General features: G+C 45.5%; 19 protein-coding genes. 8 read left to right on the top strand and 11 right to left on the bottom strand.

Going from position 1 to position 24,429, the window contains the following annotated elements; translation table 11 throughout:
• Positions 1–35 precede the first annotated feature (35 nt).
• The 6 genes from JMX18_RS05455 (at position 36) to JMX18_RS05430 (ending at position 7,793) form a co-directional block, all read left to right on the top strand.
• Positions 36–1,418, top strand: a complete 1,383-nt coding sequence (locus JMX18_RS05455) for a purine-cytosine permease family protein (RefSeq protein WP_227674569.1) — start codon at positions 36–38, stop codon at positions 1,416–1,418.
• A 164-nt stretch (positions 1,419–1,582) separates the two neighbouring features.
• Positions 1,583–3,373 (top strand): caprolactamase subunit beta, encoded by a 1,791-nt coding sequence (gene capB / locus JMX18_RS05450; protein ID WP_201585429.1) that lies wholly within the window; start codon positions 1,583–1,585, stop codon positions 3,371–3,373.
• Between the two features lie 129 nt (positions 3,374–3,502).
• Complete coding sequence (capA, locus tag JMX18_RS05445) at positions 3,503–5,587, top strand: caprolactamase subunit alpha (protein ID WP_201585427.1); 2,085 nt, start codon at positions 3,503–3,505, stop codon at positions 5,585–5,587.
• 148 nt (positions 5,588–5,735) lie between these two features.
• On the top strand, positions 5,736–6,782 hold the full coding sequence (locus JMX18_RS05440) for an AraC-like ligand-binding domain-containing protein (RefSeq protein WP_201585426.1): 1,047 nt from the start codon (positions 5,736–5,738) through the stop codon (positions 6,780–6,782).
• Between the two features lie 51 nt (positions 6,783–6,833).
• Positions 6,834–7,412, top strand: a complete 579-nt coding sequence (locus JMX18_RS05435; RefSeq protein WP_201585424.1) for a GNAT family N-acetyltransferase — start codon at positions 6,834–6,836, stop codon at positions 7,410–7,412.
• 51 nt (positions 7,413–7,463) lie between these two features.
• Entirely contained in the window at positions 7,464–7,793 is a 330-nt protein-coding gene (locus JMX18_RS05430; RefSeq protein WP_201585422.1) for a DHCW motif cupin fold protein, read from the top strand.
• 278 nt (positions 7,794–8,071) lie between these two features.
• On the opposite strand, the gene JMX18_RS05425 is transcribed toward JMX18_RS05430, so the two are convergent.
• From JMX18_RS05425 to JMX18_RS05390, 8 genes are all read right to left on the bottom strand, one after another.
• Entirely contained in the window at positions 8,072–9,808 is a 1,737-nt protein-coding gene (locus tag JMX18_RS05425; protein ID WP_201585420.1) for a BCCT family transporter, read from the bottom strand.
• 38 nt (positions 9,809–9,846) lie between these two features.
• Positions 9,847–11,310, bottom strand: coding sequence for a dipeptidase (locus JMX18_RS05420; protein WP_201585418.1), 1,464 nt, complete (start codon positions 11,308–11,310; stop codon positions 9,847–9,849).
• Positions 11,311–11,359: 49 nt separating this feature from the next.
• Positions 11,360–12,784 carry a purine-cytosine permease family protein gene (locus JMX18_RS05415; RefSeq protein ID WP_201585416.1) on the bottom strand — a complete coding sequence of 475 codons (1,425 nt, stop codon included), beginning with the start codon at positions 12,782–12,784 and terminating at the stop codon, positions 11,360–11,362.
• Positions 12,785–12,983: 199 nt separating this feature from the next.
• A complete protein-coding gene (locus JMX18_RS05410; protein ID WP_201585407.1) occupies positions 12,984–14,471 on the bottom strand; it encodes an aldehyde dehydrogenase in 1,488 nt (495 codons plus the stop codon).
• 70 nt (positions 14,472–14,541) lie between these two features.
• Positions 14,542–15,579 (bottom strand): LLM class flavin-dependent oxidoreductase, encoded by a 1,038-nt coding sequence (locus JMX18_RS05405; RefSeq protein WP_201585405.1) that lies wholly within the window; start codon positions 15,577–15,579, stop codon positions 14,542–14,544.
• A gap of 89 nt (positions 15,580–15,668) precedes the next feature.
• Positions 15,669–16,580 carry a flavin reductase family protein gene (locus tag JMX18_RS05400; protein ID WP_201585403.1) on the bottom strand — a complete coding sequence of 304 codons (912 nt, stop codon included), beginning with the start codon at positions 16,578–16,580 and terminating at the stop codon, positions 15,669–15,671.
• A gap of 18 nt (positions 16,581–16,598) precedes the next feature.
• A complete protein-coding gene (locus JMX18_RS05395; protein ID WP_201585401.1) occupies positions 16,599–17,441 on the bottom strand; it encodes an alpha/beta fold hydrolase in 843 nt (280 codons plus the stop codon).
• A gap of 13 nt (positions 17,442–17,454) precedes the next feature.
• Entirely contained in the window at positions 17,455–18,072 is a 618-nt protein-coding gene (locus JMX18_RS05390; protein ID WP_201585399.1) for an amino acid synthesis family protein, read from the bottom strand.
• 144 nt (positions 18,073–18,216) lie between these two features.
• Between JMX18_RS05390 and JMX18_RS05385 the strand changes: the two genes are divergently transcribed.
• Together JMX18_RS05385 and JMX18_RS05380 are read left to right on the top strand one after the other, a co-directional pair.
• Positions 18,217–18,867, top strand: coding sequence for a GntR family transcriptional regulator (locus JMX18_RS05385; protein ID WP_201585398.1), 651 nt, complete (start codon positions 18,217–18,219; stop codon positions 18,865–18,867).
• A gap of 52 nt (positions 18,868–18,919) precedes the next feature.
• The gene (locus JMX18_RS05380; RefSeq protein WP_201585396.1) at positions 18,920–19,300 is read left to right on the top strand and encodes a carboxymuconolactone decarboxylase family protein; all 381 of its coding nucleotides are present in this window, start codon (positions 18,920–18,922) and stop codon (positions 19,298–19,300) included.
• Positions 19,301–19,374: 74 nt separating this feature from the next.
• Here JMX18_RS05380 and JMX18_RS05375 read toward each other — a convergent pair whose 3' ends face one another.
• Genes JMX18_RS05375 through ttrB form a run of 3 tightly spaced genes read right to left on the bottom strand, consistent with a single transcriptional unit; the run spans position 19,375 to position 24,393 of the window.
• The gene (locus JMX18_RS05375) at positions 19,375–22,608 is read right to left on the bottom strand and encodes a molybdopterin-dependent oxidoreductase (protein WP_201585388.1); all 3,234 of its coding nucleotides are present in this window, start codon (positions 22,606–22,608) and stop codon (positions 19,375–19,377) included.
• The gene (gene nrfD, locus JMX18_RS05370) at positions 22,601–23,659 is read right to left on the bottom strand and encodes an NrfD/PsrC family molybdoenzyme membrane anchor subunit (RefSeq protein WP_201585379.1); all 1,059 of its coding nucleotides are present in this window, start codon (positions 23,657–23,659) and stop codon (positions 22,601–22,603) included. Before nrfD ends, JMX18_RS05375 begins: the two co-directional genes overlap by 8 nt.
• Positions 23,659–24,393 carry a tetrathionate reductase subunit TtrB gene (ttrB, locus tag JMX18_RS05365; protein ID WP_201585372.1) on the bottom strand — a complete coding sequence of 245 codons (735 nt, stop codon included), beginning with the start codon at positions 24,391–24,393 and terminating at the stop codon, positions 23,659–23,661. The genes nrfD and ttrB overlap by 1 nt, the downstream gene beginning before the upstream one ends.
• Positions 24,394–24,429 lie beyond the last annotated feature (36 nt).

The raw sequence follows: 24,429 nt of genomic DNA, 5'->3' as shown, positions 1-24,429 counted from the left end.
TGTAAAAGTTATTCAACGATCATAAGGAGTGTGATATGGCAGGTGTATTACAACCAAAAAACTCAGGAGAGGGCACCGCCGCTCCCTCTGACCCTAATCAAGAACTGATACCAGTTGATGATCGTGCTACTAGAGGCTCCTTAACCATGGCGTGGTGGGGCGTCTGTAGTGCCATGTTTTATCTGGTCATTGGTATCGCCATGGCGGAGAATTACGGCACCAAAAACGCCATTATCGGTCTGCTTATAAGCTGTGTGGCTTATGGCATTATCAACGGTATCATTACTCGCTATGCCATTCGTACTGGCATGTCAGTGGCGCTATTTTCTCGCGTGTTATTCGGACACAAAGGCGCGGCTTTAGCGACTCTGATATTCTTTGCCACCGCCATGTACTACGCTGTATTTGAAGGCTCTGTCATCGCCGTTACCTTTAGCCAAACTTACCCCTCTATTCCATATTGGATCGCCGCTTTAATCGTGGTGGCTTATAGTGTGCCGATGATTATGGGCAGTGTGCAAAACTGGCTAGATAAGCTCAATGGCGTGCTGTTGCCGTTTTATATTATAGGACTCATTGCGGCGATAGTCATGGCAACGAACGAGTATGGTTATAGTAATGCATGGCTTACCGTAGGGCCTGAGGAAACCTCGCCCTTTGGCTGGTGGAATGTTGCCGTCTATTACATGGGTATTTGGGTACTGATGATGTATACCTTCGACTATGCGCGTTACGGCAAACAAGAAGACAGTAAATACTTATCTTGGTTTAATTTTGGTATTCCTTTTTACTTGGTGGCTTTCTTTTTAAGCGGTCTTGCGGGGATTTATTTAGTCAGCACTATTCCACTAGAAGGCGCATTATCTGAGGTGTCCATCACGCTAGCGCTAGTAAAACTGATGGGCGTATTTGGGCTTATCTTCGTGGTCATTACCCAAACTCGTATCAACACCGCCAATTACCTATTGGCAACGACCAACTTGCAGGCGTTTGTAAAAGATACGATTAATATTCAGATGCCAAAATTCGTTGGGGCGTTATTAATTGGCGTCTTTATTTTTATTCTGATGCTACTTGATGTTTTTGCTTACTTACTGCAAGCATTGGCTTATCAAGGCGTATTTGTGGTGGCGTGGGTGGCGATTGCTTTGACCCATATTTTATATCCCAAAAGGGAGAATATCTTTGGTGCAGTTCCGGTTATTGATCCTGTGCGCTTGCCTGCTTTTGATAAATCAGGACTAATCGCTTGGATAGTGGCATCACTAGTCGGCATCGTACTCATGAACTTAGGTGGTAGCTGGCTCAATTGGTATGCAACTTTAACTTTTGTGACGGCTACTATTTTGTACGCGGTATTAATGCCCAAAACTCAGCAGCACATGGTGACCACAACATCAAAAGCAATTATCAACTAATATCGAACCGTTTATTACCTTTTTGAGTCTGAATATTTAAGGCTCAAAAAGTGCGCTCACAGTCAAAAACTGTACTCGCTAAGGTCATTTATTTAATTCAAGCATTGTTATATTAAAGACAGCATGATGCTATCAAGCAGTAATAAGATTACAAGGAATGAATCATGAATCAAGCTAACCCTACCCAAACTAATGCCCCCACAGGCTCAACTACCGCTCTCGATCCTATCACCTTATCGGTTGTGCGCGGCGCACTAGAAACCGCCCAGCGCGAGATGACGCTGACTTTAGAAAAAACCGCACGCTCAAGCGTCTTTAACCTTGCACACGATTATAGCAATGCGCTATTTGACCATTTGCCTGAGATGATTTTGCAAGGTCAGGATATTCCTATTCATTTAGGTTCACTTATGCCTGCCATGAAAGCAGTAGCCGGATTCTATGGCGATGACATTCATGAAGGCGATATTATTTATCATAATGATCCCGTCGTCATGGGCAGTCATATTTTAGATTGCTGTATGTATAAGCCGGTGTTTTATAAAGGCGAGCTGGTATTTTGGACGGTATGTAAAGGTCACGTCACCGATATCGGCGGCCCTGTGCCAGCGGGTTATAACCCAGATGCCAAAGAGATTTATGCTGAAGGTTTGCGCATTCCGCCTATCAAAATATGGGAAAAAGGCGTGCGACGCGATGATGTGATCAATCTCATCCATAGCAATATGCGCTCACGTCGCAACCAAGAAGGCGATCTAAACGCCCAGTACGGCGCTTGCGCGGTCGGTGAGCGTAACATGATCGCCTTACTGGACAAATACGGCGTAGAAACGGTACGCGCTGCCATTAATGAGCTAAAAAATATGGCGGATAGACATATGCGCTCGCTCATCGAATCGCTAAAAGATGGTGATTATCACGGTGAGGCTATCTTAGAGGATTCAGGTCATGGTCTTGGTGATTTAACCATCAAGGCTGATATCACGATCAAAGGTAGCGATGTCCATATCAAGATCGACAGTCCGCCGCAAGTGCCTTACTTTATCAACTCCTACGCTGGTAATTCGATGTCAGGAGTATTACTTGGATTGATGATGTTTGCGCAAGTCGATCCGCCCTATAACGAAGGGCTGTATCGCTGCGTCACCGTAGATTTAGGTGAGCATGGCACGCTATGTAATGCCAAAGAGCCCGCGCCTCATGTCAACTGTACCACCACACCGATGGAAACCTTGACCGATGCGGTGCGTAAAGCGTTAGAGGACGCGGCACCCGAGCGCGTGACGGCCTCGTGGGGACATTCGTCAGGGGTCAACATCGCTGGTATCGATCCAAAAACGGGTGAGCAATATGTGACGATGGTACTGGCGTCCATTATTTCAGGGGCGGGCGCGACCCAGCAAATGGATGGCTGGCATGCTTGCGGGCCACTGTGCTGTTTTGGGGCGTTAAGCTCAGGTGATATTGAATTGCTTGAATATCAGTATCCTATCGTCATTCATAAATATGGACTTGCCGAAGACAGTGGCGGAGCTGGGCGACTGCGCGGCGGCTGCGGTACGATCTGGGAGGTCGAACCGCTTGACCATACCATGACCGTCGTGGCCTTCGGTGAAGGACGTCATATCCCAACCATGGGGGCCGGCGGTGCTGAGCAAATCTCACCAGAGCTGAAATTAGGTAAGTTGGAGGTGTTCCGCGAAGGCGGCACCACTGACTTGCATCTGCATAATACCGTGATAGAGATAAAGGCTGGCGAACGCGCCCGCAATACCAATCCGGGCGGCGGTGGTTTTGGCAGCTCTTTTGAACGCGAACCCCAAGCAGTACTGCGTGACGTTATAGAAGGTATCGTATCTATACCGTCAGCAGCCAAAGAGTATGGTGTTGTGATTAGTAGCGACTTCCAACTAGATGAAGACGCTACTGAGACCTTGCGTAAAGAGGTAGCCTAAAGAGTACAGGGATGTACTAAATTTTATTAAGGTACTGAATGATTAACACTGTTTCAAAAGTCAGTATCAGTCATTCAGTATCAATAACCTCAGTACCAATAATATAGTATAAATAGTTAAGGATGACTTATGAGTTATGACTTTCGCTTAGGCGTAGACGCTGGTGGTACTTTTACAGATTTCGTATTGGCAGAGGAAAGTACTGGCGATATCCATCTGTTTAAAGCCCCTTCGACCCCAGAGGATGGTACCAAAGCCATCGCTAATGGACTGCAACAAATATCTGACAAGTTTAAGCGGCCTATTTCAGAGATTATTCAAGCCTGTGATTTGTGCATTAACGGTACCACAGTTGCGCTAAATGCTCTGATCCAAATGAAAGGGGTAAAGGTGGGTTTGCTATGCACCAAAGGTCACGAGGACAGTATTGAGATTCGCCTCGGTCATAAAGAAGAAGGCCATCGCTATGATGCCAGCTATCCGCCAGCGCCGCAAATAGCGCCGCGCGACCTGCGTTTTCCTATACGTGGCCGCATACTGGCTGATGGTACAGAGCGTGAAGAGCTGAACGAAGACGATATTTTGGCAGCCATTGAAGAGCTCAAACGTCAAAAAGTAAAAAGCGTAGCGATATCTTTTGTCTGGTCAATACGCGACACCAAGCATGAACAGCGCGCTAAAGAGCTGGTAGAGCAGCATATGCCCGGTGTCTTCGTCTGCTGCGGTAGTGAGGTTTATCCGCAAATTAAAGAATATACGCGCACCTCAACGACTTTGGTCAATGCTTATCTAAGTCCGATTATGTCCTCCTATGTGTACAAAATTGACGACTATTTTAAACAATTGGGTGCCAATCAGCCCGTGCGTTATTTTCAGTCAAATGGCGGACTGGCGTTAGGAGAGGTTATGAAGGAGCGGGCGGTTAATGCGATTAATTCAGGACCTGCTTCTGCGCCGCAAGCGGGATTATACGTCGCTGAACCCTTTGGTATCAACAACGTCATTACCGTCGATATGGGTGGCACCTCCTTTGACATCACTTTAGCAAAAGACGGCAAAACCAGTCTCAATAGGGATATTGATTTTCTACGTAATCGCATCGGCGTACCTATGATTCACGTCGAGACTTTAGGGGCAGGCGGTGGTTCTATTGGTCATATCAATAATTTCGGCATGTTAGAAGTCGGGCCGCAAAGTGCGGGCGCAACTCCAGGTCCTGCCTGTTATGGTAAAGGCGGAACGCTACCGACGGTCACCGATGCCAACTTAGTATTAGGATACTTGCGTTCTGGCGCTGTATTAGGCGGTATCGTCACCCTAGATGAAGACAAAGCGGCGGCCGCCATCAAAGAGCATATCGCTGATCCATTGGGTATCGATCTTCCTCACGCCGCCGCTGGTATCAGTACGATCGTTAATCAAAATATGGCTAATGGTATCAGACGCATTACCATTGAAAAAGGCTATGATCCACGTGATTTTGCCTTGATTTGCGCAGGCGGCGCAGCGGGCATGCACATTATCGATTTGGCAGAAGAGATGGGCATCAATACTATACTGGTTCCTAAAATAGCTTCTTGTTTGTGTGCCTTTGGTCAGATCATATCCGATGTTAAATATTCCTACCTTGCCACCCAGATTATGATTATGTCTTCCGATGCTAATTTGGATGCTTTAAATGCCACGCTTTTGCGTTTAGAGCAAGAAGGTATCGCCAAGCTCAAAGAAGATGGCTTTAGTGACGACGATATTGTAATTGAACGCGCTATGGAAATGCGTTACGTAGGGCAGGTACACGAGTGTAATGTCATTGTACCCAATGGCAAGATTGATAGCGATGCCGCCGCTGCTATTTTGCAAGCCTTTCATAAGCGTCATAAAGAGCTGTACACTTATGATGAGCAAGATAGCGCCGTCGAGCTGGTCAATGTCGAGGTCTCAGTGATTGGTAGCGTTGAAAAACCAAGTTTGCCAACGCTTGATGCTCAATCGGGTGCAGTAGGAAACGCTAAAATTGATGAACGCCAGATGATACACGATCACAGTTATGAATGGGTTAATACCCCTATTTATGATGGGACGAAATTTGGCGCAGGAGCGGTTATAAAAGGACCTGCACTTATTGAAGAGCCCACCACGACTATTGTGATTAAACCTAACTGGCAGGCTGATTTGCATCAGTCTGGCACTTATAGACTAAGTAAAGTTAGTTAATAAGAATCTATAGCAGTACAAAACATCTTTCTCTCCTCATCGTTGAGGGAGAAGGATATTTTACTTAACATAGTCAATATCAGTTAGAATATAATGATAAGAATAAGGAGTTTTAAATTAATTGTTTAGCATTTAAGGATAAATGCGGATGAAAAATACTAGTCACGATAAGGAAGCTGATAGAAAAAATCACGAATATGCTGACGGTAGTCGTTTGAATAATCGACAAAAAAGCGAGCCTGAACTACAAAATCAGCAGTTGCATCAACAGCTACTTGGTGCTGATGGTTGGCAACGAGTGATCAATGAAACCTACTTTGATCTAAAGGTACAGGTCAGAAAATCCAATCAGTTCGCGGGACAAATGCAACAAGCCAATTTAGCTCAGATGGGTATCTCGGGATATTTTGCCGACGCTGCTCATTACCAACGTAGTGGACAGCATTTATCCCAAAACGGCGATAGTATTTTATTAACCTTTCCGCTTCAGGGATCGGTGCATTTCGAGCAACAAAAGCGCGAGCTGACCTGTCATCCCGGCCAGTTCTTCATAGAGTTATCTCATCAGCCCTATCAGTTTTATCACACTCAAACGGCAGAGCTACAAGTGCTAAAAGTGCCTATTGGTAAACTAAGCTCCCACCAGCGTTTGATAGAGCAGTATTTTGCTAAGCCAATTACTACCGAAAAAGGCTCTGGACGACTGCTACAACATCAAATCACCCATACCTTGCATTTAGCGACCTCCCTAACTCTCTCGACTACAGAGTCGCAGCTATTACAACAACAGCTATTAGATTTAATTATTCTGACTTTGCATCGCCCTACGCTCTCATTAGCAGATAGTCAGGTATCTACTATAAAGGCCGCTCACTTGCTACGTATCGAAAACTTCATTTATTTCCATTTGGCTGACCCGCAGCTCTCCCCGCAGCTGGTAGCACAAGCTTGCCATATATCTGAACGCTATTTGCATATATTGTTCAAAGAGATGCCTTATACTTTTGCAGAATGGGTCAAAATCACAAGGCTGGCTGTCGCGAATAAACTACTTATAAAAGGTAGTCATAGCTCAGTTGCTGATATTGGCTATCAGGTTGGTTTTACCGATCAGAGCTATTTTTCACGTATTTACAAGCAGCAGTTTGGCTATTCGCCCAAAGATACCCCGTCTCATCATGCCAAACCGCATTAGCATTTGAATAAACAGACCCTAACTATAAGTAAATGTTCTAAGAGAAAAAATATGCTCAATCTTCCTACCTTATCTAAAAATGGCATTACCCTTGAACCATTAACGTTAGAGCATGCCCATGATTTAGCTGCGGCTTGCCAAGATGGCGATTTATGGACAATAACCACCACTTCTGTACCCGAGCCGGATAAGGTGATTGAGTATATTAATAAAGCACAAGAAATGCCTGATCGATCTGCTTTTGCTGTTATTGATGAGCACACGGGTAAAGCCATTGGATCAACCAGTTACCATGATATTTTGCCATTACCTAGACGCTTAGAGATTGGCTACACTTGGTACGCTCAGTCGTATTGGCGCACTCAGGTTAATACCACCTGCAAGCTTATGCTGTTAACTTACGCTTTTGAGACCCTTGATTATTTAACCGTAGGCTGGCGAACAGACATCGGTAATCATCGCTCCCAGCAAGCGATTGAACGCTTGGGGGTAACAAAGGATGGCGTCATTCGTGGCAATCGAGTTTGCCGTGATGGTGTTATTTCAGATACGGTCATGTACAGTCTATTAAAGTCTGAGTGGCCTGAGATAAAAACTCAGTTGCAAGAAAGACTAGCCAGTACTCAATAGTTATTAAAGGCTATTAAGTGTTATTAATTTAATAAATCAGGAGATAATATTATGAAAATGGAAAATATACCATTTGGCGTTACCGACTGGACGAGCGTAGAAGCTGTAGAAGTTAAAGGTGAGACCGGCGCAGGCTACTGGAAAACGCTGGATTTTAATAATATTCAGGTACATATGGTGGAGTATTCTGCGGGTTATTTGGCCGATCACTGGTGCTATAAAGGGCATATTTTGCTTTGTATGGAAGGTGAATTAAATACTGAGCTCAAAGACGGTCGCACCTTTACTTTAACGCCGGGTATGACTTATCAAGTCGCGGACGATACGATAGCGCATCGCTCGTCTACTAAAAATGGTGCGAAGTTGTTTATTGTTGATTAACTATTTATCATTGCTTGAGTTACCCAAGCTAAGCTACGTCAAGCTATCAATGATTTTCATAGTGGCAAGTTTGCTGCGCCTGCTTTTAATAACGGTGGATCAAAAATAGAAAAGCCCACTAAATTAATTTAGCGAGCTTTTTTATTTCTTAACTTTTTTTGACGGCTTGTATTGACCTCTATTAACGGAGTGACGAAGGCTAGCGATGACTTATGCAAGAGGTCTATTTAAAAAGTAAGCTAAATTTTAACGATAGTTTAAGACTAATTTCGTAATCTTTAGGGTTCTCTTGAACGCATACCATCCAAAATAAGTGCTTTTAATAAAGCTATCCCCATCAAGATAATGATAAACGAGAAGGGTATAGCAGCGATAATCATCGCCGAGGTGATCGCGTCAAGACCGCCGGCCAATAACAAGGCGGCAATAACCGCAGTTAACGCCACGCCCCAAATAATGAGATGTTTTGAGCCACTCGCGATTTCGGCTTTACCGGCAGAATTCACCGTATTCACCACCAATAACGCAGAGTCAGCAGAAGTGACCAGATAAGTCAGCAGCAGGATAACGACCATGGTCGACATCATGTTTGCCATAGCAGGCTCTAACATAAAGTTGATAATCTCGAACATCTGAGCGGTCAATCCAGAATCAAATATCTTACCGCCAGCAACGCCGCTCAACTCTAAATCAATGCCTGTGCCGCCAATAAAGGAGAACCAGACAAATAAGGTGAGGCTAGGGGCGACAATACCAATCAAACCAAACTCGCGAATGGTACGGTTTTTGGAGATACGGGCTAAGAATATGCCAACGAATGGCGCAAAGGCAATCCACCATGCCCAGTAAAAGATCGACCAGCTGGTTTGCCAAGCGCCCAATTCAGTATTAGGATCCCAGACCGTAACCACCATAGCTGGCAAGTTTACGACATAGCTAAATATACCTTTACCTAGCATCTCTAAGGCAAACATCGTCGCCCCAAATATCAAGAAAAACGCTAACAGTAAGAATGACAGCACCATATTGATATTACTGAGCCATTTTATCCCGCGTCCAACTCCAGATAGCGCAGAGCCTATCGAGAGGCACATCACTACGAATAGTGACAATAATAAAGCGCCTGTCGTCGGTTCAGGATTGACAGGATTGGTCACTAGCCACACAATACCAGTAATGCTATACAGCCCTGAGGCAAAAGAACCCAAGCCGATACCAATGGTTTGCGAGATACCAAATATAGTGGCGATCACCGCTGAGATATCAATGATATTGCCTAAGGGTCCTTCTAAATGCTTGCCAAATAATGGCGTAAGAGCGGAGCGCATCGTCAAAGGCAGGCCGCGAGCATAGCTAAAAAAGGCTAAACAGATACCCACCAAACAGTACGTTGCCCAAGCACTAATCCCCCAGTGCAAAAAAGAGTAACGAAAAGCGGCATCTAAAGCACTTTCTGTTTTAGGGATGACTATCCCTTCAATCGGCACTAAGGTATTGGCAGCGACTTGGTCTTGGTAAAAGGCAAAGACGTCAGCACCTTCTGGTAATGACGTACCACTAGCGGTTAATGCCGTAACAATTAACTCCTTTGCCATGATGGTGTCAGGGTTGTTTGCCAGATGCCAAATGGGTTCAGCGGCGCTATAGGTCAATACCCCAATACCAATACCAGCACCAAAAATCATAGCAAACCACGAAAAGTTTGAGAACTCCGGCTTGCCATTGGGGTCAGAGCCAAGTTTGGTACGCCCAAATGACGGCCATAAAATCACAGTCAAGCAGACCACTACATAAAAGGCAACGGCATAAGTATAGTAGCTATTAAGATTGGCATACGACCAATTTTTCATAGCGTCAAGAATGATACCGGAGCGTTCGATATCACTTAAAATCCAAATAATAAATAAGGTTACTAGGACTTTTGAGGTCACAGTGACAAAGCGATTAAAATCTTTATAAAAACCTTTGTCTTCAGTTTTTATATTTAACTCTTTTATCGGAGGACGAATAGGCATAGTTTTTTCCTTAAAACTAAATGCAATTAACTACTAATTTATAGCCATTCAACGATAGTATTGCTCAAATATTTACCCTTTATATATTTTCCCAACTCTAAAGCGACTTCATAAGCTTCTATAGCACTGTTATGAGTAAATTCAGTTAATAGCTTAATGCGCTCATCGTGGTTTAGCGTTGCTATTTTCTGGTTAATACGCTGTTGTTCAGCAAAAAATTCATGCTGTAATTGCTTGAACTTAGGGATTACTAAATCCTTGGCTATAGCGTCGTAATTACGATAACAAAGCTGTCCCACTTCTTGAAATGCCCACCAAGCAGAGTCCAAATCGTAGTCTCCAGTGATTGCCAATTGATAGGGTTTAGGGATATCACTTACCTCAATGTAAAACGGCACAAAGCAGCTAAGCTTACTGGCGGCAGGCGCTATCCACATACAGCCTGCTGTACTTTTATTAGCTTCAACAACCCCCTCATTATCTGACAGCTCAAATACCATAGAAAATACGGTGCCGCCTTGGCCTATACTGTGACTGACCTCCATCCAAAGTGGATTGTGAGCCAGTCCAGCTTCCTCACGTTGTGACAAATCGTATTCAGTATCCTCAAAGGTGTCTCCCAATAGAGCCATAATGTCTGCTACAGAGAGATTTTTATTGGGTTTACCTTTATAGATATATGAGCTTGGGTCATGCTCGAGGCCGCATAGTCTATTGACGCCGTTGTATCTTCTGAGCTGATTAACGGCTCTATCTGTGCCACCAAAGGCCTCGGATACGATTGGCCCTTGACTATAAATTTTGGAAAAGTTAAAAGGCTTGCTGTCATCATCCAAGCTGCCATCATATAAGTTGTGCTCTATAGCATACGAGCGCAAATTGGCAGAGTACATGAAGGTGTCATGGTCCGAGAAGTCGACTTCTTGCGTTCCAAAACAGTTGGGTCTGCATTCGATTTCATCATCAGCAACTTTTTTGGCAACCCATAAGCCGCCCGGCACCAATTCTAAGAAAAAGCCTTCTTTGGGATCAGATATCGCTATAACGACTGCGCCTTCGCCGCCTTCTATAGACGATACGCTATAGCCGTATTCATCGATTAATTCACCAATCATTTGGATAGATTGTCTGGCCGTTTTACCTCTTTCTAAAATCAAAATTGAGATATCGTCGGCCTCCAAAATGTCTTTTTCGCCTTGAGCATTATGAAAGGTGTAGACGCCCATCATGCCGACGGCTACTTGATTCTCATTCATACCGTTAGCCCATGACAGAGGGCGGGTGCCCGTTGCGTAATCACAAACCGTATAGGTATAAGCGTAGGTTTCTGATACTTGTGGTATTTGAATGCCTTTTACGCTAACAAAGGTATCTGCTTTGTCATGAACTTGATGGGGCTGGTGGTGAACTTGACCCGGACTACCGGGCCAGTCATCGTTAACGCCCATAATGACGCACCCTGTGGTGGTGGTATTACGTCCTGCGATAATAGAGAAACACATAATTATTACTCCTATCTCGATGAGCTATTTTGGTATTCATACCTCAGTTTTAGGCTGAGGTTTTTAGACGGCTGCTGGCTAAACTCTGAGTTGCTGCATTTTTGCCTATAAAATAGTAAACCACAGCAGTCACTAAGAAGCTAAAGAACACACTACCTATGGTACTGCTGACAAAAGGCAGGTTAGGGGCAACAAAGTACGACCCAGCACCTACAAACCATGAAACGATAGCCATCGTGTTGATGCCATTGCCATACCAGTAAGGACCATTTTTTACATTGAACTTGGTAATATCATAGTCTTGCTTACGCAGTAGATAGAAATCCACTAACATAATAGCGATACAGGCTGGGAAAAATGCGCCTAAGAAAATAAGGAAGACTTGGAAAGTATCTAAGAACGAGCCTAGTATTAAAGGTGATAAGCCAATCAGAGCGGCTAATGTACCAACGGCAATCATTGATAGCTTGGCTGGCAGCTTCTCGCTGATATTGGCAGTCGAAAATCCACCAGAGTAGATATTAATCATGTTAACTGCGACGGTAGAGATAACAATCAAGATGTTTGCTACCATGCCCATACCTAGCGTGCCTGTGATATAAGCCAAATCTGCAGAATAAGGGTCAAATAAACCGTCATTCATGACGGCAACGGCGATGGCACCTGCTGCTCCAACAATAAGAAACCAGAGCATACCAAAGGCTGCACCAAACATTGGCCAAACGGTAGCTGCTCTTTTGCTGGTGGTGTAGCGGGTATAATCAGCAATACACATCACCCACGCAAAGCCATTCGCCAAAACAATATCCAAGCCGCCGCCCATGGTTAGAGACCAGCTGGTATTCTCTGGATTATCAGCCAATGTCCAACCCCATAAGTCAGCAAAAGACACTAAAGTAAACACTTTGTAAGATATCCAAACACTCAAAGCCACCAGACAGACTACGGCTATCACTTGCGCTTTTGAGATGTATCTAGCACCGTAAACGGCCGTGACAGTAGAGACCAGCATAATCAACAGCACAGAGACAATGATGTTGCCTGCGGAATAAATATCGCCGCCTGTAAAAGAGGTGATTATGGTAGATAATGCGGTAGCGGCGATATAAGTATTAACCCCGCACCAACCAACGAACTGTAGCGCATTCAGGATAGAGGGTAGTTTACTGCCTTTGATACCAAAAGGCACTCGGCACAAGCCCATATTAGTCGAGGCTATCTTGTAACCCATAAAGCCTACTAAGGCCAAAATGAAATAGACAATCGGATTACCTATTAAAGAGGCAATAACGACGCCGCTTAAGCCTAGAGCGCCCATAATGGTGCCCATGTACCAAGTGGTTGGATTTGCATTAGCACAAATCCAAGTGGACATCATCTCTTTGCCACCGTAATATCTGGCGTCCATGGGCACATATTCATCAATGGCATAGTCGCGTATCTCGCTTTGTTGCGTATCGTTGTTCTTTTCCACTGTGAATTCCTTATTGTATTTTATTTAAAACAAAGTCAAACTTAATTAATGGTTTTTTTAGCAGATTCAGATGAATAGCTATTAACCCTATTTTTCCTCAAAATATAATGTACAAATGGTGCTATAAGTTATAAGTAATGCAATGAATTAGATTTGCTAGTTATCGTCTCGATTAACCTCCTTATTATTCTTTATCGCATTACCTCATGACAAACGGATTAGCCATCGGCTCTGCTGAGATATTAATCCATGTGGTTTTGGTACGCGTGTATTCTAGTACCGATTCGCTACCGGCTTCACGCCCGTACCCCGATTGATTGTAACCACCAAACGGCGCGACAGGGGAGATGGCGCGGTAGGTATTGACCCAGCAAATACCGGAGCGAATTTGCTGAGAGACGCGGTGCGCGCGGGCGAGATTTTGGGTAAAGACCCCTGAGCCTAAGCCGTAAACACTGTCGTTTGCCATCGCAATGACTTCTTCTTCGCTATCAAACGCGACCAATGACATGACCGGGCCAAACATCTCAACGGTTTGGGTTTCGATATCGGTATGCGGGCATTCTACCAAGGTAGGAGAGAAATAATTACCTGCTGCCAAGTCTGAGTCTGTAGGCGGATAACCACCGAAACGGATGGTAGCGCCTTGGGCGACTGCTTTTTCTAGCGTGTCTTTGATACGCTCGACTTGCGCTTTGGTGCACAAAGGCCCTACGTGAGTATCAGGATTCAGCGGATTGCCGATGACGATATTTTTGGCTTTTTCCTCAATGCGCTTGATAATTTCAGGCAAGATGGAACGCTGCACAAAGCCGCGCGAGCCTGCAACACAAGACTGACCGGAGGCGCCAAAGTTACCAGCAATAAGGCCATTGGTGGCACTTTCTAAGTCCGCATCCTCAAAGACGATAATCGGTGATTTGCCGCCCAGCTCCAAGCTAGTCACCGCAAAGCTGTTGGCAGAGTTCCTGACCACATGACGCGCCGCATCAGGTCCACCAGTAAAGGCGATTTTGTCAATATCAGGATGACTGGTCAACGGAATAGCGCAGTTTTCGACATCGCCGGTGATGACAGAAACTACTCCTTTTGGGAAACCGGCTTGTTCGACCAACTTAGCAAAGGCAAACATCGGGCAGGGGGCAATCTCGGATGCTTTTAAGATAATGGTACAACCCGCTGCCAGCGCAGGACCAAGCTTGGTTGCGGTCAAAAACATCTGCGCATTCCAAGGCACAATAGCTGCAACGACCCCAATCGGTTCGCGGCGGGTAAAGACGTGCATATCAGGTTTATCAATAGGTAACGTTGCGCCTTCTATTTTATCAGCAAGCCCGGCATAGTAACGATAATAATCACCGACATAGCGGGTTTGGGCGACGGTTTCATGCGCCAGTTTACCGCTATCGGTGGTTTCAATCTCGCCTAGATTTTCAGCGTTTTGCTCAACCAGCTCAGCGAGGCGATAGAGTAATTTGCCACGCTGGGTTGCGCTCATTTTGCTCCATTCAGGATTGTTTAGTGCCGCTCTTGCACCGCTTACCGCACGATCGATATCGCTTGCGTCAGCACAAGCAAAGGTTGCCCATGCCTCGCCTGTTGCCGGATTATAGCTGTCCATCTGCTGGTTGCTACTGCCTTCGCACCATTCCCCGTTGATATAGAGCTGGTAATGGGGTTTAGTCATGTTTGTTCTCCAAATTATCTGCTTATTCGTTAATCTGCTCATTCATTAATAAGGGATGAGGTTTAAAAGGTTACGCAAACGCTGGCATGACTTCATCAATGAGACGACGCAGAGAGTCGCGTTTTTGCTCAAAAGTCATACTAGAGTCAATCCAAAAGGCAAATTCGTCATAGCCTAAAGCTTCATAACGTTTAAGTTTTTCGATGACTTGGTCAGGTGTGCCTATGGGCATGTTTTCCAGCATTTTTTCAGGCGCATACATCTCCATCTTTGCCATCTCATCCTCACTGAGGGCTTTAATAAGTCCTTGCTTGACCGGACGCTCATTTTTAAACCATGAGCCAAAGTAGCAATAAAAACGACTGATACATTTTGCCGCTTCAGCCACGTCATCGGCATCACTGCCGACATAAGCATGTTGCAGTAGCATGATTTTGGGGTCTTTACCTTGTCCATGCTCAGCCTTGGCGTCTTTAAAACGCTGCATCAAGGTTTCAATCTCCTCTATACCCATCCACAAAGGGGTAACTTGCACGTTGCAGCCGTTTTCAACCGCGAAGTTATGACTGTTGGGGTCGCGTGCAGCAATCCACATGGGTACGCCGCCTTCTTGGATGGGTTTTGGCGCTGAGGTGGTCGATGGAAATTTTGAATATTTGCCGTCATGAGCGTAATCGCCTTGCCATAATTGCTGAACCGCTGGTACCAGCTCACGCATGCGACCGCCAGCTTCCATCGCATCCATACCGGGCATCAAACGCTCGTACTCAAAACTATAAGCACCGCGAGCAATACCCAAGTCCAATCTACCTTTGGTGAGAATGTCGGTCATTGCCGCTTCACCTGCCAGTCTAATTGGGTGCCAAAAAGGTGCAATTATTGTGCCTGTACCGAGGCGCACGTTTTTGGTATGGTGTGCTAAATCGACTAGATTTAAAAACGGATTAGGAGCAATGGTGAAATCCATACCGTGATGTTCGCCGGTCCAAATAGCGTGCATGCCACCTTCGTCCGCCATCTTTGCCAGCTCAATAAAATCGTTATATAGCTGGCGATAGCTTTGCGATTCATCAATCCGTTCCATGTGTACAAATAATGAAAATCTCATAATGCAACTCCTTTGCTTGGTTTTTGCTTTAACATTTGATTTAATTTTGCTTTGACTTTTTCTTTAAATTTTAGGTCAAAACGTAAAGTTTAATGAACCTTGCCATGCTCTTCTTGTCCGACATAGACGCCATAAAAGCCGTTTTTACTCTCTATGGCATAGCGGGTCATCATCTGAGCCATGGCTGGGGACGCAAAATCTTGTTTGGCAAGGCTATCAATAGCAACATATTCGCCCAATCCTTGAGTGTCTGCTGACTCTGCAAAAGCTCGGTAGAAAATATAACTGTTATTATTTTTGGTACTTTCATAAATGGAAAATACCGCACCCAGCTCTGCATCAATGCCATTATTTATTAAAAATTGCCTAATGGTGCTCACAGCACTGCTATGGTCATCAGTAGTGGTAATAGGCAGGGCGGCTTTGCCATCGTTTTGACTGAGCAAAACCTTACCATTGTGCTCAATAATGACCCCCACATTGACTTGCTTTTGCTGCGAACTAATCTCTGCCGCTTCGCGTTCAAGCCCTAAGCTAAAGTAACCGCCAGAAGCATAGCCTAAACCCAGCCCTTCACGAGCCGAAAAATCAAGCACTTCGCCGATTAAAATATGATGGTCACCGGCCTCAAGGTTGCGCTCGGTTTTACAAGAAAAATGCGTCAATGCGCCATCGATAATGGGATTACCTTGCGCGTCTGTCTGCCACTCAACTTGACTAAAACGATCTTCTTTTGACCCTGCAAAAATATTGGAGATGTTTTGTTGGTCTTCGCTTAGAATATTGACCGCAAAATGCTTACAGTTGGCAAACACCTCAAAGCTCGATAAGGACTTTGCTGGACATACCAATAATAATGGCGGCTCAAGCGATACCGAAGTAAATGAATTGGCGGTAAAACCTACAGGGGTTCCATCATCGGTCATGGTGGTTATCACTGTAACCCCAGTCATGTAACTGCCAAAAGCATTGCGTAAAGCTTTCGAGTCAAGTTGTTTCATAAAGACCTCTTATGTGAATTAGGCGTCACTCGTATCATACGAGTCGCACTGGGTAAAAAATGTCGCCAATGCGGCATTAACGCTACTGGCATGTGTCATCTGCGTCATATGACGAGCTTTCGGTACGATAACCGCATGAGCATTGGGTAATATCTCTGCCATAGCTAATGACATCTCAGGCTTGGAATTAATATCCATCTCACCCGTTAAAAACACCGCAGGAACCCGAATGTTTTGTAGATCATCGGCACTAATACCGCGCAGGTGCGCAAACATCTGATAAGCTCGTGCATATCCTAAACGATTGCCATTATCTAACCATGTTCGGCATAACTCAGCATCGTCCTGATATTGCTCATCGCCATCGAACCAGCGTGCGATAGGTTGCTTGGAGACCTCTTGGTCAAGATTGTCTAGCAGCGATTCGGCGCGGGCTTGAACGTTTTGAGCGGCACAATCTGGACGCTCATAAATGGCATTAAGAGCGGCAACACCGGTTACCATTTCGGGATAAGTTACCGCGGTTTGTAGTGCGGTCATTGCTCCCAAAGAGTGCCCAACTACAATTACTGGTTGACCAATAACTTTATCAATAAAAGTCTTTAGCACGGCAGCGAAGTCAGTTAGCGATAAAGTAGGGTTGGGCAGTAACGCGCTTTCTCCATGTCCGGGCATATCAATGGAGTAGCACTGATAATTCTCGCTAAATGCTGGTAGCTGCCGATACCAGCTTTCGGCTCGCAAACCCACACCATGAATAAAAACGATGGGAATGGCTTTGCTATTAATATTGTCACTTGCCGTATCATTACCCTTGTAGTGATAGGCAATGCCATCAGAGATTTTACGTGACCACTTCATCTATGACTGCTCCTCAAACGGCGGCTGGATTATCTAAATTGCGACCTAGGTCTTTTAAATCTTGATAACGATCACCAATACGATGATGCGGACGACCACCTGTAGATCCGCCCAATACAATGACCACTTCATCGTCACGAGGCGCATCAGGAATGGCAAATTGAATGGTCAAATAATGTGAGCGCCGCCCGACATCGTCTTTATCCATCAACGGCACCATGATGGGAGAGTTTGCGCCGCCACGTATATTGGTAAATGATAAATAACTACTGGCAGATAAGGCTTCACGGTAAAAATTGCCAAAACGTAAGGTATGAATCAAACCTGAAGCATGTTCAATTTCACCATTTAATCCGACTACCGCAGCTTTGCCGTAAGCCTGTATTTTGTCTGCACCGCCAGCTAAGGCAATTATTTTATCGGTCATCAGCTTACCCAAAATAGGACCGAAGGCTTGAATTTCAGGCTTTAGGTCTTCTACATAACGCCCAGCCCATGGATTGGTAATCACCGCAGCCACCGCAAACATACGCAGTGGCGTATCAGCGGCTTTGAAGCCTTCAATAAAAGTTTCTTCTTCAAAAGTAACGATTTTTCTGATTTCTAGTTCTGGATTCTCTGACTTTGACATTACAAACTTCCTATAACAGTTAGTAAAAATAGCAGTTAATTTAAAACGATGTATTATGGTATACCATAATACGATATTCAAAAAAATACTATCTTTTTTTTCATAGTCGTTATAATCTCTTTAGACTAAGAAGAGTAGAGACTTATGTTAGAAACCGTTATAAAACCAAAAACTTTAAAAGAAACCGCGTTAGAACAGCTGCGTATGGCGATTATGACCGGGCAACTTACCCCAGGGGAGAGGTTGGTAGAGCGCAGCATTGGTGAGCAATTAGGTGTCAGTCGCACCGTAGTACGCGAATGTATCCGGCATTTAGAAAGCGAGCATTTGGTAACCGTCTCTGCCAGTGGTCCTTTGGTTACGATATTGGATAGTGATGAGATTCGCCAAATTTACCAGCTGCGTGCGATGCTTGAATGTGAAGCGGTTCGCCACTGCGCGCAGCAAGTTACTCCTGAGATCGTGCAATCGTTGCAGGACGATTTGAATCAAATTCGAGTCGAGCTGTCCGCTGGAGATATAGTAGGCGCTTTAGAACATGCACGCCTTTTTTACGAATATCTATTTGTGACTGCCGGTATGACGGTGGCATGGGAGTTGACAGATAGGTTGAATGGTCGCATTGGACGCTTGCGATTTATGACCTTATCTACAAAAGGACGAGCTGTGGAAGGCCCTGATAACTTACAAAAAATCATCGATGGAATTGCCAAGGGCGATAGTGAAGCAGCAACGGATGCTTGTAAAAAACACATTAATGAGGTATGCCGTATAAGCTTACGTTTCGATAATTAGTTGGATCGTTAACGAATAACTTAAATATTAATAATTAAGAATAGGAGTAATTATGGATAAGCAACGGTTTGAGCTGGGTTTGACTCAGCGTAAAGCAACTTTAGGTGCTGAGTATGTAGAGAAAAATTTGCAAGCTGCTGATGATTTTAACCGACCCTTTCAAGAGGCAATGACCGAGTGGTGCTGGGGTTTTGGGTGGGGAGACGAGGCCATCGACGTAAAAACCCGCTCGCTCATGAATCTCACCATGATTGCCGCTTTAGGTAAAATGCATGAGTGGGAGCTACATCTAAACGGCGCAATCACTAACGGCTGTTCGCTAGAGGAAGTCCGTGCCGCTATTCACGCGATTGCCATCTACTGCGGTGTGCCGCAAGGGGTAGAGTGCTTTCGTATTGCGCGTAAGGTGTTGATGGAACGGGGTTTGTTGTAAGTTTTTAGAATCAAAAAGCTCTCTACCTAAATAGAGAGCTTGTGATTACAAGCTGCATTGATCTTTAGCAGAACTTAAGTAATTTTCACCACTTTCGCTGGCAGCGTTTGTCGCACCGCAGAGCCTACGATTCTATCCAGCCAAGGCGAAACAATTTCTTTACTGGTATCCAGCAAACCTAGGTCATTAAGATTAATGCCTTGCCTGATTTGCTCATTGCTAGCGATTTGTTGGCCATCGATGTCATAAGCGATTGCGCCAAAGGCTTTACGGCCATAGCCATGTTCGATAGCAATGGTGCCCGGCATCACGCCGTCCAATACCATTAACTGGGTTTCCACCTCGCCGCCGGGGGTGCTCAATTTTACCCAATCTCCTTGCACTAATCCGGCCGCTTTGGCGTCTGCGCTATTGAGAGCGACGATGCCATTAGGCTTGACGCTATGTAAGCGTAGTAATGGCGCGGTGATGCTACTCATTAGATTGGACTTAAACGAGATGAGTTTATAGGGCCATTCACTGCTAGGATAGCGTTGCTCAACCGTCGTATTATCAGCGAACTGCGGCTCATAGAATTTAGGGCAACCACTATAGTATTCACCAGTATGATGACTGCGGCTTTGGGCAACGAGAGGATTCCAAACTTGTAAGCAGTTTTTCCATTTGGCGTTCATGTTATCGCCATCCCAAGCTTTCTCGTAGGGTGCAAAACGCCCGCCTTTACTATAAACCGTAGCGACTTTAAGCACCTCGTCCTTTTTGAGGGTCTCTTTGAGTGTTGGGAAAATCCGCGAAACCCCAGTCAATACCATATCTTCCGCGGTCGCCTCATTAACAGGCTCACCGTCAAAAGCGACGTTGGCCGCGGCGCGTAGATAAAAGTCTTCTGGACGATTTAGCGGATAGAGGATACCGGCTTTATCGCTAATCGCCTTGTCGCCAAACCCGGGCAGCGCCATTGCTTTAGCTACGGCAATGATAAAGGTTTCCATACCAACCACTTCACCATTGACTGTTTTTGCATTAGCGGACTCAACCACTGGCCAACGTGCGGTGGTGGTTTTGGTCGGCACGCCTGCCCACGTTGAGGCAAACCCCCAGCTCTCAAAGTTATGGGTATCAGGCACGATATAATCGGCGAGGGCAGTGGTTTCGTTCATAAAGGCATCGATAGCGATAAACAGAGGCAGATATTCGGGGTCGGTCAACCTTTCATCGGTGATATGACGAATACCTGCCATGCCGTAAATGGGATTACTGGTACTACTAATCCATGCTTTTAGCGGATAGGGGTAGCCTTGCAAAGCCGAGGTAATCATATCTGATAATTGACCACCAGCAAAAGGATACCAAGCTGCTTTTGAGGGATAAGGGTTTTGCCCTTTATCGACTTTACGCTGATATTCGCTAGAGTTCTCATAAGACTTTTTGCCACGCGATAGGTTAGTGCCTGAAGGCTTTACTTGTCCTGCAAATCCAGCCAAATCATAGCGAGGGCCGGCAGCAAACTCTTTGAATTTACCACCGGTATAGCTCATGCCGCCTTTTTTATTCATATTACCGACCATGGCATTGAGCATCAAGATAGCCCAAGCGGTATAAAACCCGTTGCTATTCATGGTGCCACCATGACTAATGGCAGCGGCTTTATGTCCGTGCGAGGTAAATTTTTGCGCCAGAGCTTTTATCGTTGCCACGGGCACACGGCACTGCTGGGCATAAAAGTCTAGCGAATGCTCAAAGCAAGATTCTTTTAACGAAGTCATCGCTGATTTGACCGCTACGGTACTGCCATCACTTAAAGTAATCTCTTCATCAACCCATAAGTCTGCTCGCGTCGCATCTTTAGCCGCTATAAATTGCTGAGTTTCTTTATCTTTCACCAGATGGTAGTTTTCTTCTGCTTCATCTTTATCACCGTTTTCGGCATCAGGACTAGCTGATTGGCTAGATGACTGTCCAGAGATATCCGCCCATGTCACTGCTTGACCATGGCGCGGATGCGCTTCATCAATGATAAATAAATGACTGGCGTTACTGTAGCTGACAGCACCAGCTTTGGTCATAGCGGCGGGGCTGGGTAAACTTAGATAATCGGCATTATAAAGCTCTTGGTCGATAATCCAGCGCAGCATACCTAGCGCCAATGCCAAGTCGCCGCCGGGCATAATGGGCACCCAGCGGTTGTTATCTGTGGCACGCGTTGAGGTCAGCTCCAAGCGCGGTGACACCACCACGTAATCGTATTCTGCAACCGTACGCTCTTTTGCCAGCTGGCGTGCTTGTCTTTTAAACGGGTTGCCAGCTTGTGCCGGAGAGGTGCCCATAAATAGTACAAACTCGCAATTTTCCCAATCGGGTTTGGCATGGGCGTTTTTATCCAAATCGTTCATAAACGCGCCAGAGCCGGTTCGATAAGACAATCCACAAAACGAGCCGTGATGACCAAAGTTAATGGTGCCAAAGCTTTTATTAGCGAAGCGTTGCAATAGTGCTCGTCTGCCATCGGGGCCGGAGTCAGTGACCATGAGCTGGTTGACCTTAGCACCAAATTCAGGGTTTTCACTATCGACGAGGGTATCCAAGTCACGAATGGCTTGTAGGCCATCGACGTGCCCTTCACCGAACAAATCGCCGCCGTTAACTACCTCATCAACGAGTTGCTCAAAGCTGATGGTTTGCCATTTACCTTCGCCGCGTTTACCAACCCGTTTTAAGGGTTGGGTAATACGAGAGGGGCTATCGATGCCGTCCATAAACACCGCACCGCGAGCACAAGCGGTCGAGCGCTGAGCGATACCAGCATCACCGCCAAGAGTTAGGCTGGCTTGTTGCAATGAAGCGTTATAGTTGACATAGCGGTCTGATGATAAGGGATGGTAAGGATTACCGACGATGCGCAGGACTTTATTTTCTTTTACGTCCACCCGCGCCCGTATTCCGCACTGCGTCCAGCAGCCCATACACTGGGTATTGGATACTACTTGGTCGGGATTGGGGCGCATTGCACCTTTTACTATGCTGAATTCAGGTGCTAAAGCATTACCATAAATAGGATGTTTGGTTTTGACGCCGGAAGTACCTTTGAATATGCCGGTACCAAAGTCTTGCACTTTAGCGCTATAACCAGCGGCGAATACTGCCGCCCCGCCAGCTGCCAAACTACCCTTTAATAAATTGCGGCGTTTGTTGTCCATTTTTTCATCAGGCTTATTGTCCTGTTTATCGTCATGCTTATCGCCATTTTCATAATGGTTGTTATCTTTATGATTGTTGTCTTTATGAGTATTGTCGTTATGGTTAGCCATAGTGACGTCCCCCTATTTTTGGTTGTAAAACATAGGTTAATAGTTGCCATAAAATCACGCCAACCAACAGCCATAAACCGAGCATGCCCACCATGCCTAAGCCGCCATCAGTTGTCCACGTAAACTGGTACGAGTTAATCAGCGCATTGTATTTAGGTATCATTTGCGCCTCCATCAGCACAATCCAGCGCACTAAACCACCGACTAGCAAGGCCATCAACGCCCTAAGAGCAACCACTGCTAAAGAATTCTTGGGTATCAACAATAGCACCGTTAAAGCGCTAAGACTGATTACCGTCAATAATATGGAATTAGAATTGCGCCAAAGAATGCCAATAGCTTGGGCGTTTAAAGCTGAGGTTTGGGTGTACCAAAATAGTGTTAATGCCAATAAAATTGCGCTAATTAAAGAGGCTTGCGTTAGCCATTTGTCAGCTTGCACTTTAAATACCAGTCGAATAGCAAGGGCAATCAGCAAGGCGGCAACGGGGAATATGCTAAAGAAGAATAATGGCGCGAGTGCCACTTCATTCCAAAGCGGGCGCGCGGTGACGATATAAATCTCCATTACCGTGTATAAAAATACCAAGCCGGCGGTAATTAAGGATGAAAAGCTAAAAATCTTGGTAAATAAGGTGTTATTGGTTTTACCTAAAAATATAAAGCGTAGCCACTTTGGAAAGCTCTCAGGAGTCGCCACTTGGCGTACCAAAAATAAAAAGTAACCGGCTACCGAAACTGCAAATAGCGGAATAAAAAACGACCCCCACGCCATCCAAGACCAAGGTGCCATCGAAAAATAAAAGTTATAAGCGCGGGCAGGCTGGTGCAAGTCAGCAACCAGAGCGATAGGTGCGACAATCACGCAGCTCAAAGCAATGGTGACGGCGATTAATTCGTGATAAACATTATGATTTTTGCGCAAAAAGCGCATGGCAAATCCAATCATCGCCGCGCTAAAGGCAATACCGACGAAAAAGAAATAACTGACTGCCCAAGGCAGCCACGCCATAGCTTGCGGTTCGACTAAAACTTCACGTATGATTGTCATCAGTGCGCCTCCAATCCTTGCCAAAGCATCGGCTGTCCGGCTATCTGATTGACAAACTCATCACCCAGACCTAGATAAAATACGTGCGGGACAGTACCTGCTTCTGGCTTTAATACCTTGATGTCATCAGCATGCTCTTGTAGCATTTTGCTGATGACGCTATTTGCATCTTTTATGTCACCGATAATGCGCGCGCCGCCTACACAGCTCTCAACGCAAGCGGGCAATAGTCCTGCCTCCAAACGATGCACACAAAAGGTGCACTTATCAGCCGTATTGGTTTCGTGATTGATAAAGCGTGCATCATAAGGACAAGCTTGTACGCAGTACCCGCAAGCCACACAAGCGTCAGCATCAACGACCACGATACCGTCTTTACGCTGATAGGTCGCCTGCACAGGGCAGACCGGTACACAAGGCGGGTTGTCGCAGTGATTGCATAAGCGTGGCAATAAAACGTTATTTACCGTATTGCCGGCTTCATCGCTGACTTCATATTGGCGCACGGTGGTACGAAACTGATTGAGTGGTGTTTGGTTCTCAACGGTACAGCTGACGGTACACGCTTGACAGCCAATACACTGGCGCAAATCAATTAGCATGCCATAACGATTATCGTTACTGCCTCCGCGCCGATTGGGCTGCATTGCTTGTGCTTCTTTTAATGGCACCAGCGTCGCTCCAACGGTCAAGGCAGACATCTCCATCATAAATCTGCGTCTGCTTTTATTCATAAATTTCCCCTACCACAATGAGTAAACTTAGCTTTT

Origin of the sequence: Psychrobacter jeotgali, assembly GCF_904846315.1 — a bacterium.
GTDB lineage: Bacteria > Pseudomonadota > Gammaproteobacteria > Pseudomonadales > Moraxellaceae > Psychrobacter > Psychrobacter jeotgali.
The sequence above is the reverse complement of the archived record's forward strand: the minus strand, read 5'-3'. Positions and strand labels throughout refer to the sequence as shown.

What these genes read in the sequence shown, in the direction of transcription:
- JMX18_RS05455 (WP_227674569.1), top strand. Translation starts at nt 36, where the DNA reads ATGGCAGGTGTATTACAACCAAAAAACTCAGGAGAGGGCACCGCCGCT.
- capB (WP_201585429.1), top strand. Translation starts at nt 1,583, where the DNA reads ATGAATCAAGCTAACCCTACCCAAACTAATGCCCCCACAGGCTCAACT.
- capA (WP_201585427.1), top strand. Translation starts at nt 3,503, where the DNA reads ATGAGTTATGACTTTCGCTTAGGCGTAGACGCTGGTGGTACTTTTACA.
- JMX18_RS05440 (WP_201585426.1), top strand. Translation starts at nt 5,736, where the DNA reads ATGAAAAATACTAGTCACGATAAGGAAGCTGATAGAAAAAATCACGAA.
- JMX18_RS05435 (WP_201585424.1), top strand. Translation starts at nt 6,834, where the DNA reads ATGCTCAATCTTCCTACCTTATCTAAAAATGGCATTACCCTTGAACCA.
- JMX18_RS05430 (WP_201585422.1), top strand. Translation starts at nt 7,464, where the DNA reads ATGAAAATGGAAAATATACCATTTGGCGTTACCGACTGGACGAGCGTA.
- JMX18_RS05425 (WP_201585420.1), bottom strand. Translation starts at nt 9,808, where the DNA reads ATGCCTATTCGTCCTCCGATAAAAGAGTTAAATATAAAAACTGAAGAC.
- JMX18_RS05420 (WP_201585418.1), bottom strand. Translation starts at nt 11,310, where the DNA reads ATGTGTTTCTCTATTATCGCAGGACGTAATACCACCACCACAGGGTGC.
- JMX18_RS05410 (WP_201585407.1), bottom strand. Translation starts at nt 14,471, where the DNA reads ATGACTAAACCCCATTACCAGCTCTATATCAACGGGGAATGGTGCGAA.
- JMX18_RS05405 (WP_201585405.1), bottom strand. Translation starts at nt 15,579, where the DNA reads ATGAGATTTTCATTATTTGTACACATGGAACGGATTGATGAATCGCAA.
- JMX18_RS05400 (WP_201585403.1), bottom strand. Translation starts at nt 16,580, where the DNA reads ATGAAACAACTTGACTCGAAAGCTTTACGCAATGCTTTTGGCAGTTAC.
- JMX18_RS05395 (WP_201585401.1), bottom strand. Translation starts at nt 17,441, where the DNA reads ATGAAGTGGTCACGTAAAATCTCTGATGGCATTGCCTATCACTACAAG.
- JMX18_RS05390 (WP_201585399.1), bottom strand. Translation starts at nt 18,072, where the DNA reads ATGTCAAAGTCAGAGAATCCAGAACTAGAAATCAGAAAAATCGTTACT.
- JMX18_RS05385 (WP_201585398.1), top strand. Translation starts at nt 18,217, where the DNA reads ATGTTAGAAACCGTTATAAAACCAAAAACTTTAAAAGAAACCGCGTTA.
- JMX18_RS05380 (WP_201585396.1), top strand. Translation starts at nt 18,920, where the DNA reads ATGGATAAGCAACGGTTTGAGCTGGGTTTGACTCAGCGTAAAGCAACT.
- JMX18_RS05375 (WP_201585388.1), bottom strand. Translation starts at nt 22,608, where the DNA reads ATGGCTAACCATAACGACAATACTCATAAAGACAACAATCATAAAGAT.
- nrfD (WP_201585379.1), bottom strand. Translation starts at nt 23,659, where the DNA reads ATGACAATCATACGTGAAGTTTTAGTCGAACCGCAAGCTATGGCGTGG.
- ttrB (WP_201585372.1), bottom strand. Translation starts at nt 24,393, where the DNA reads ATGAATAAAAGCAGACGCAGATTTATGATGGAGATGTCTGCCTTGACC.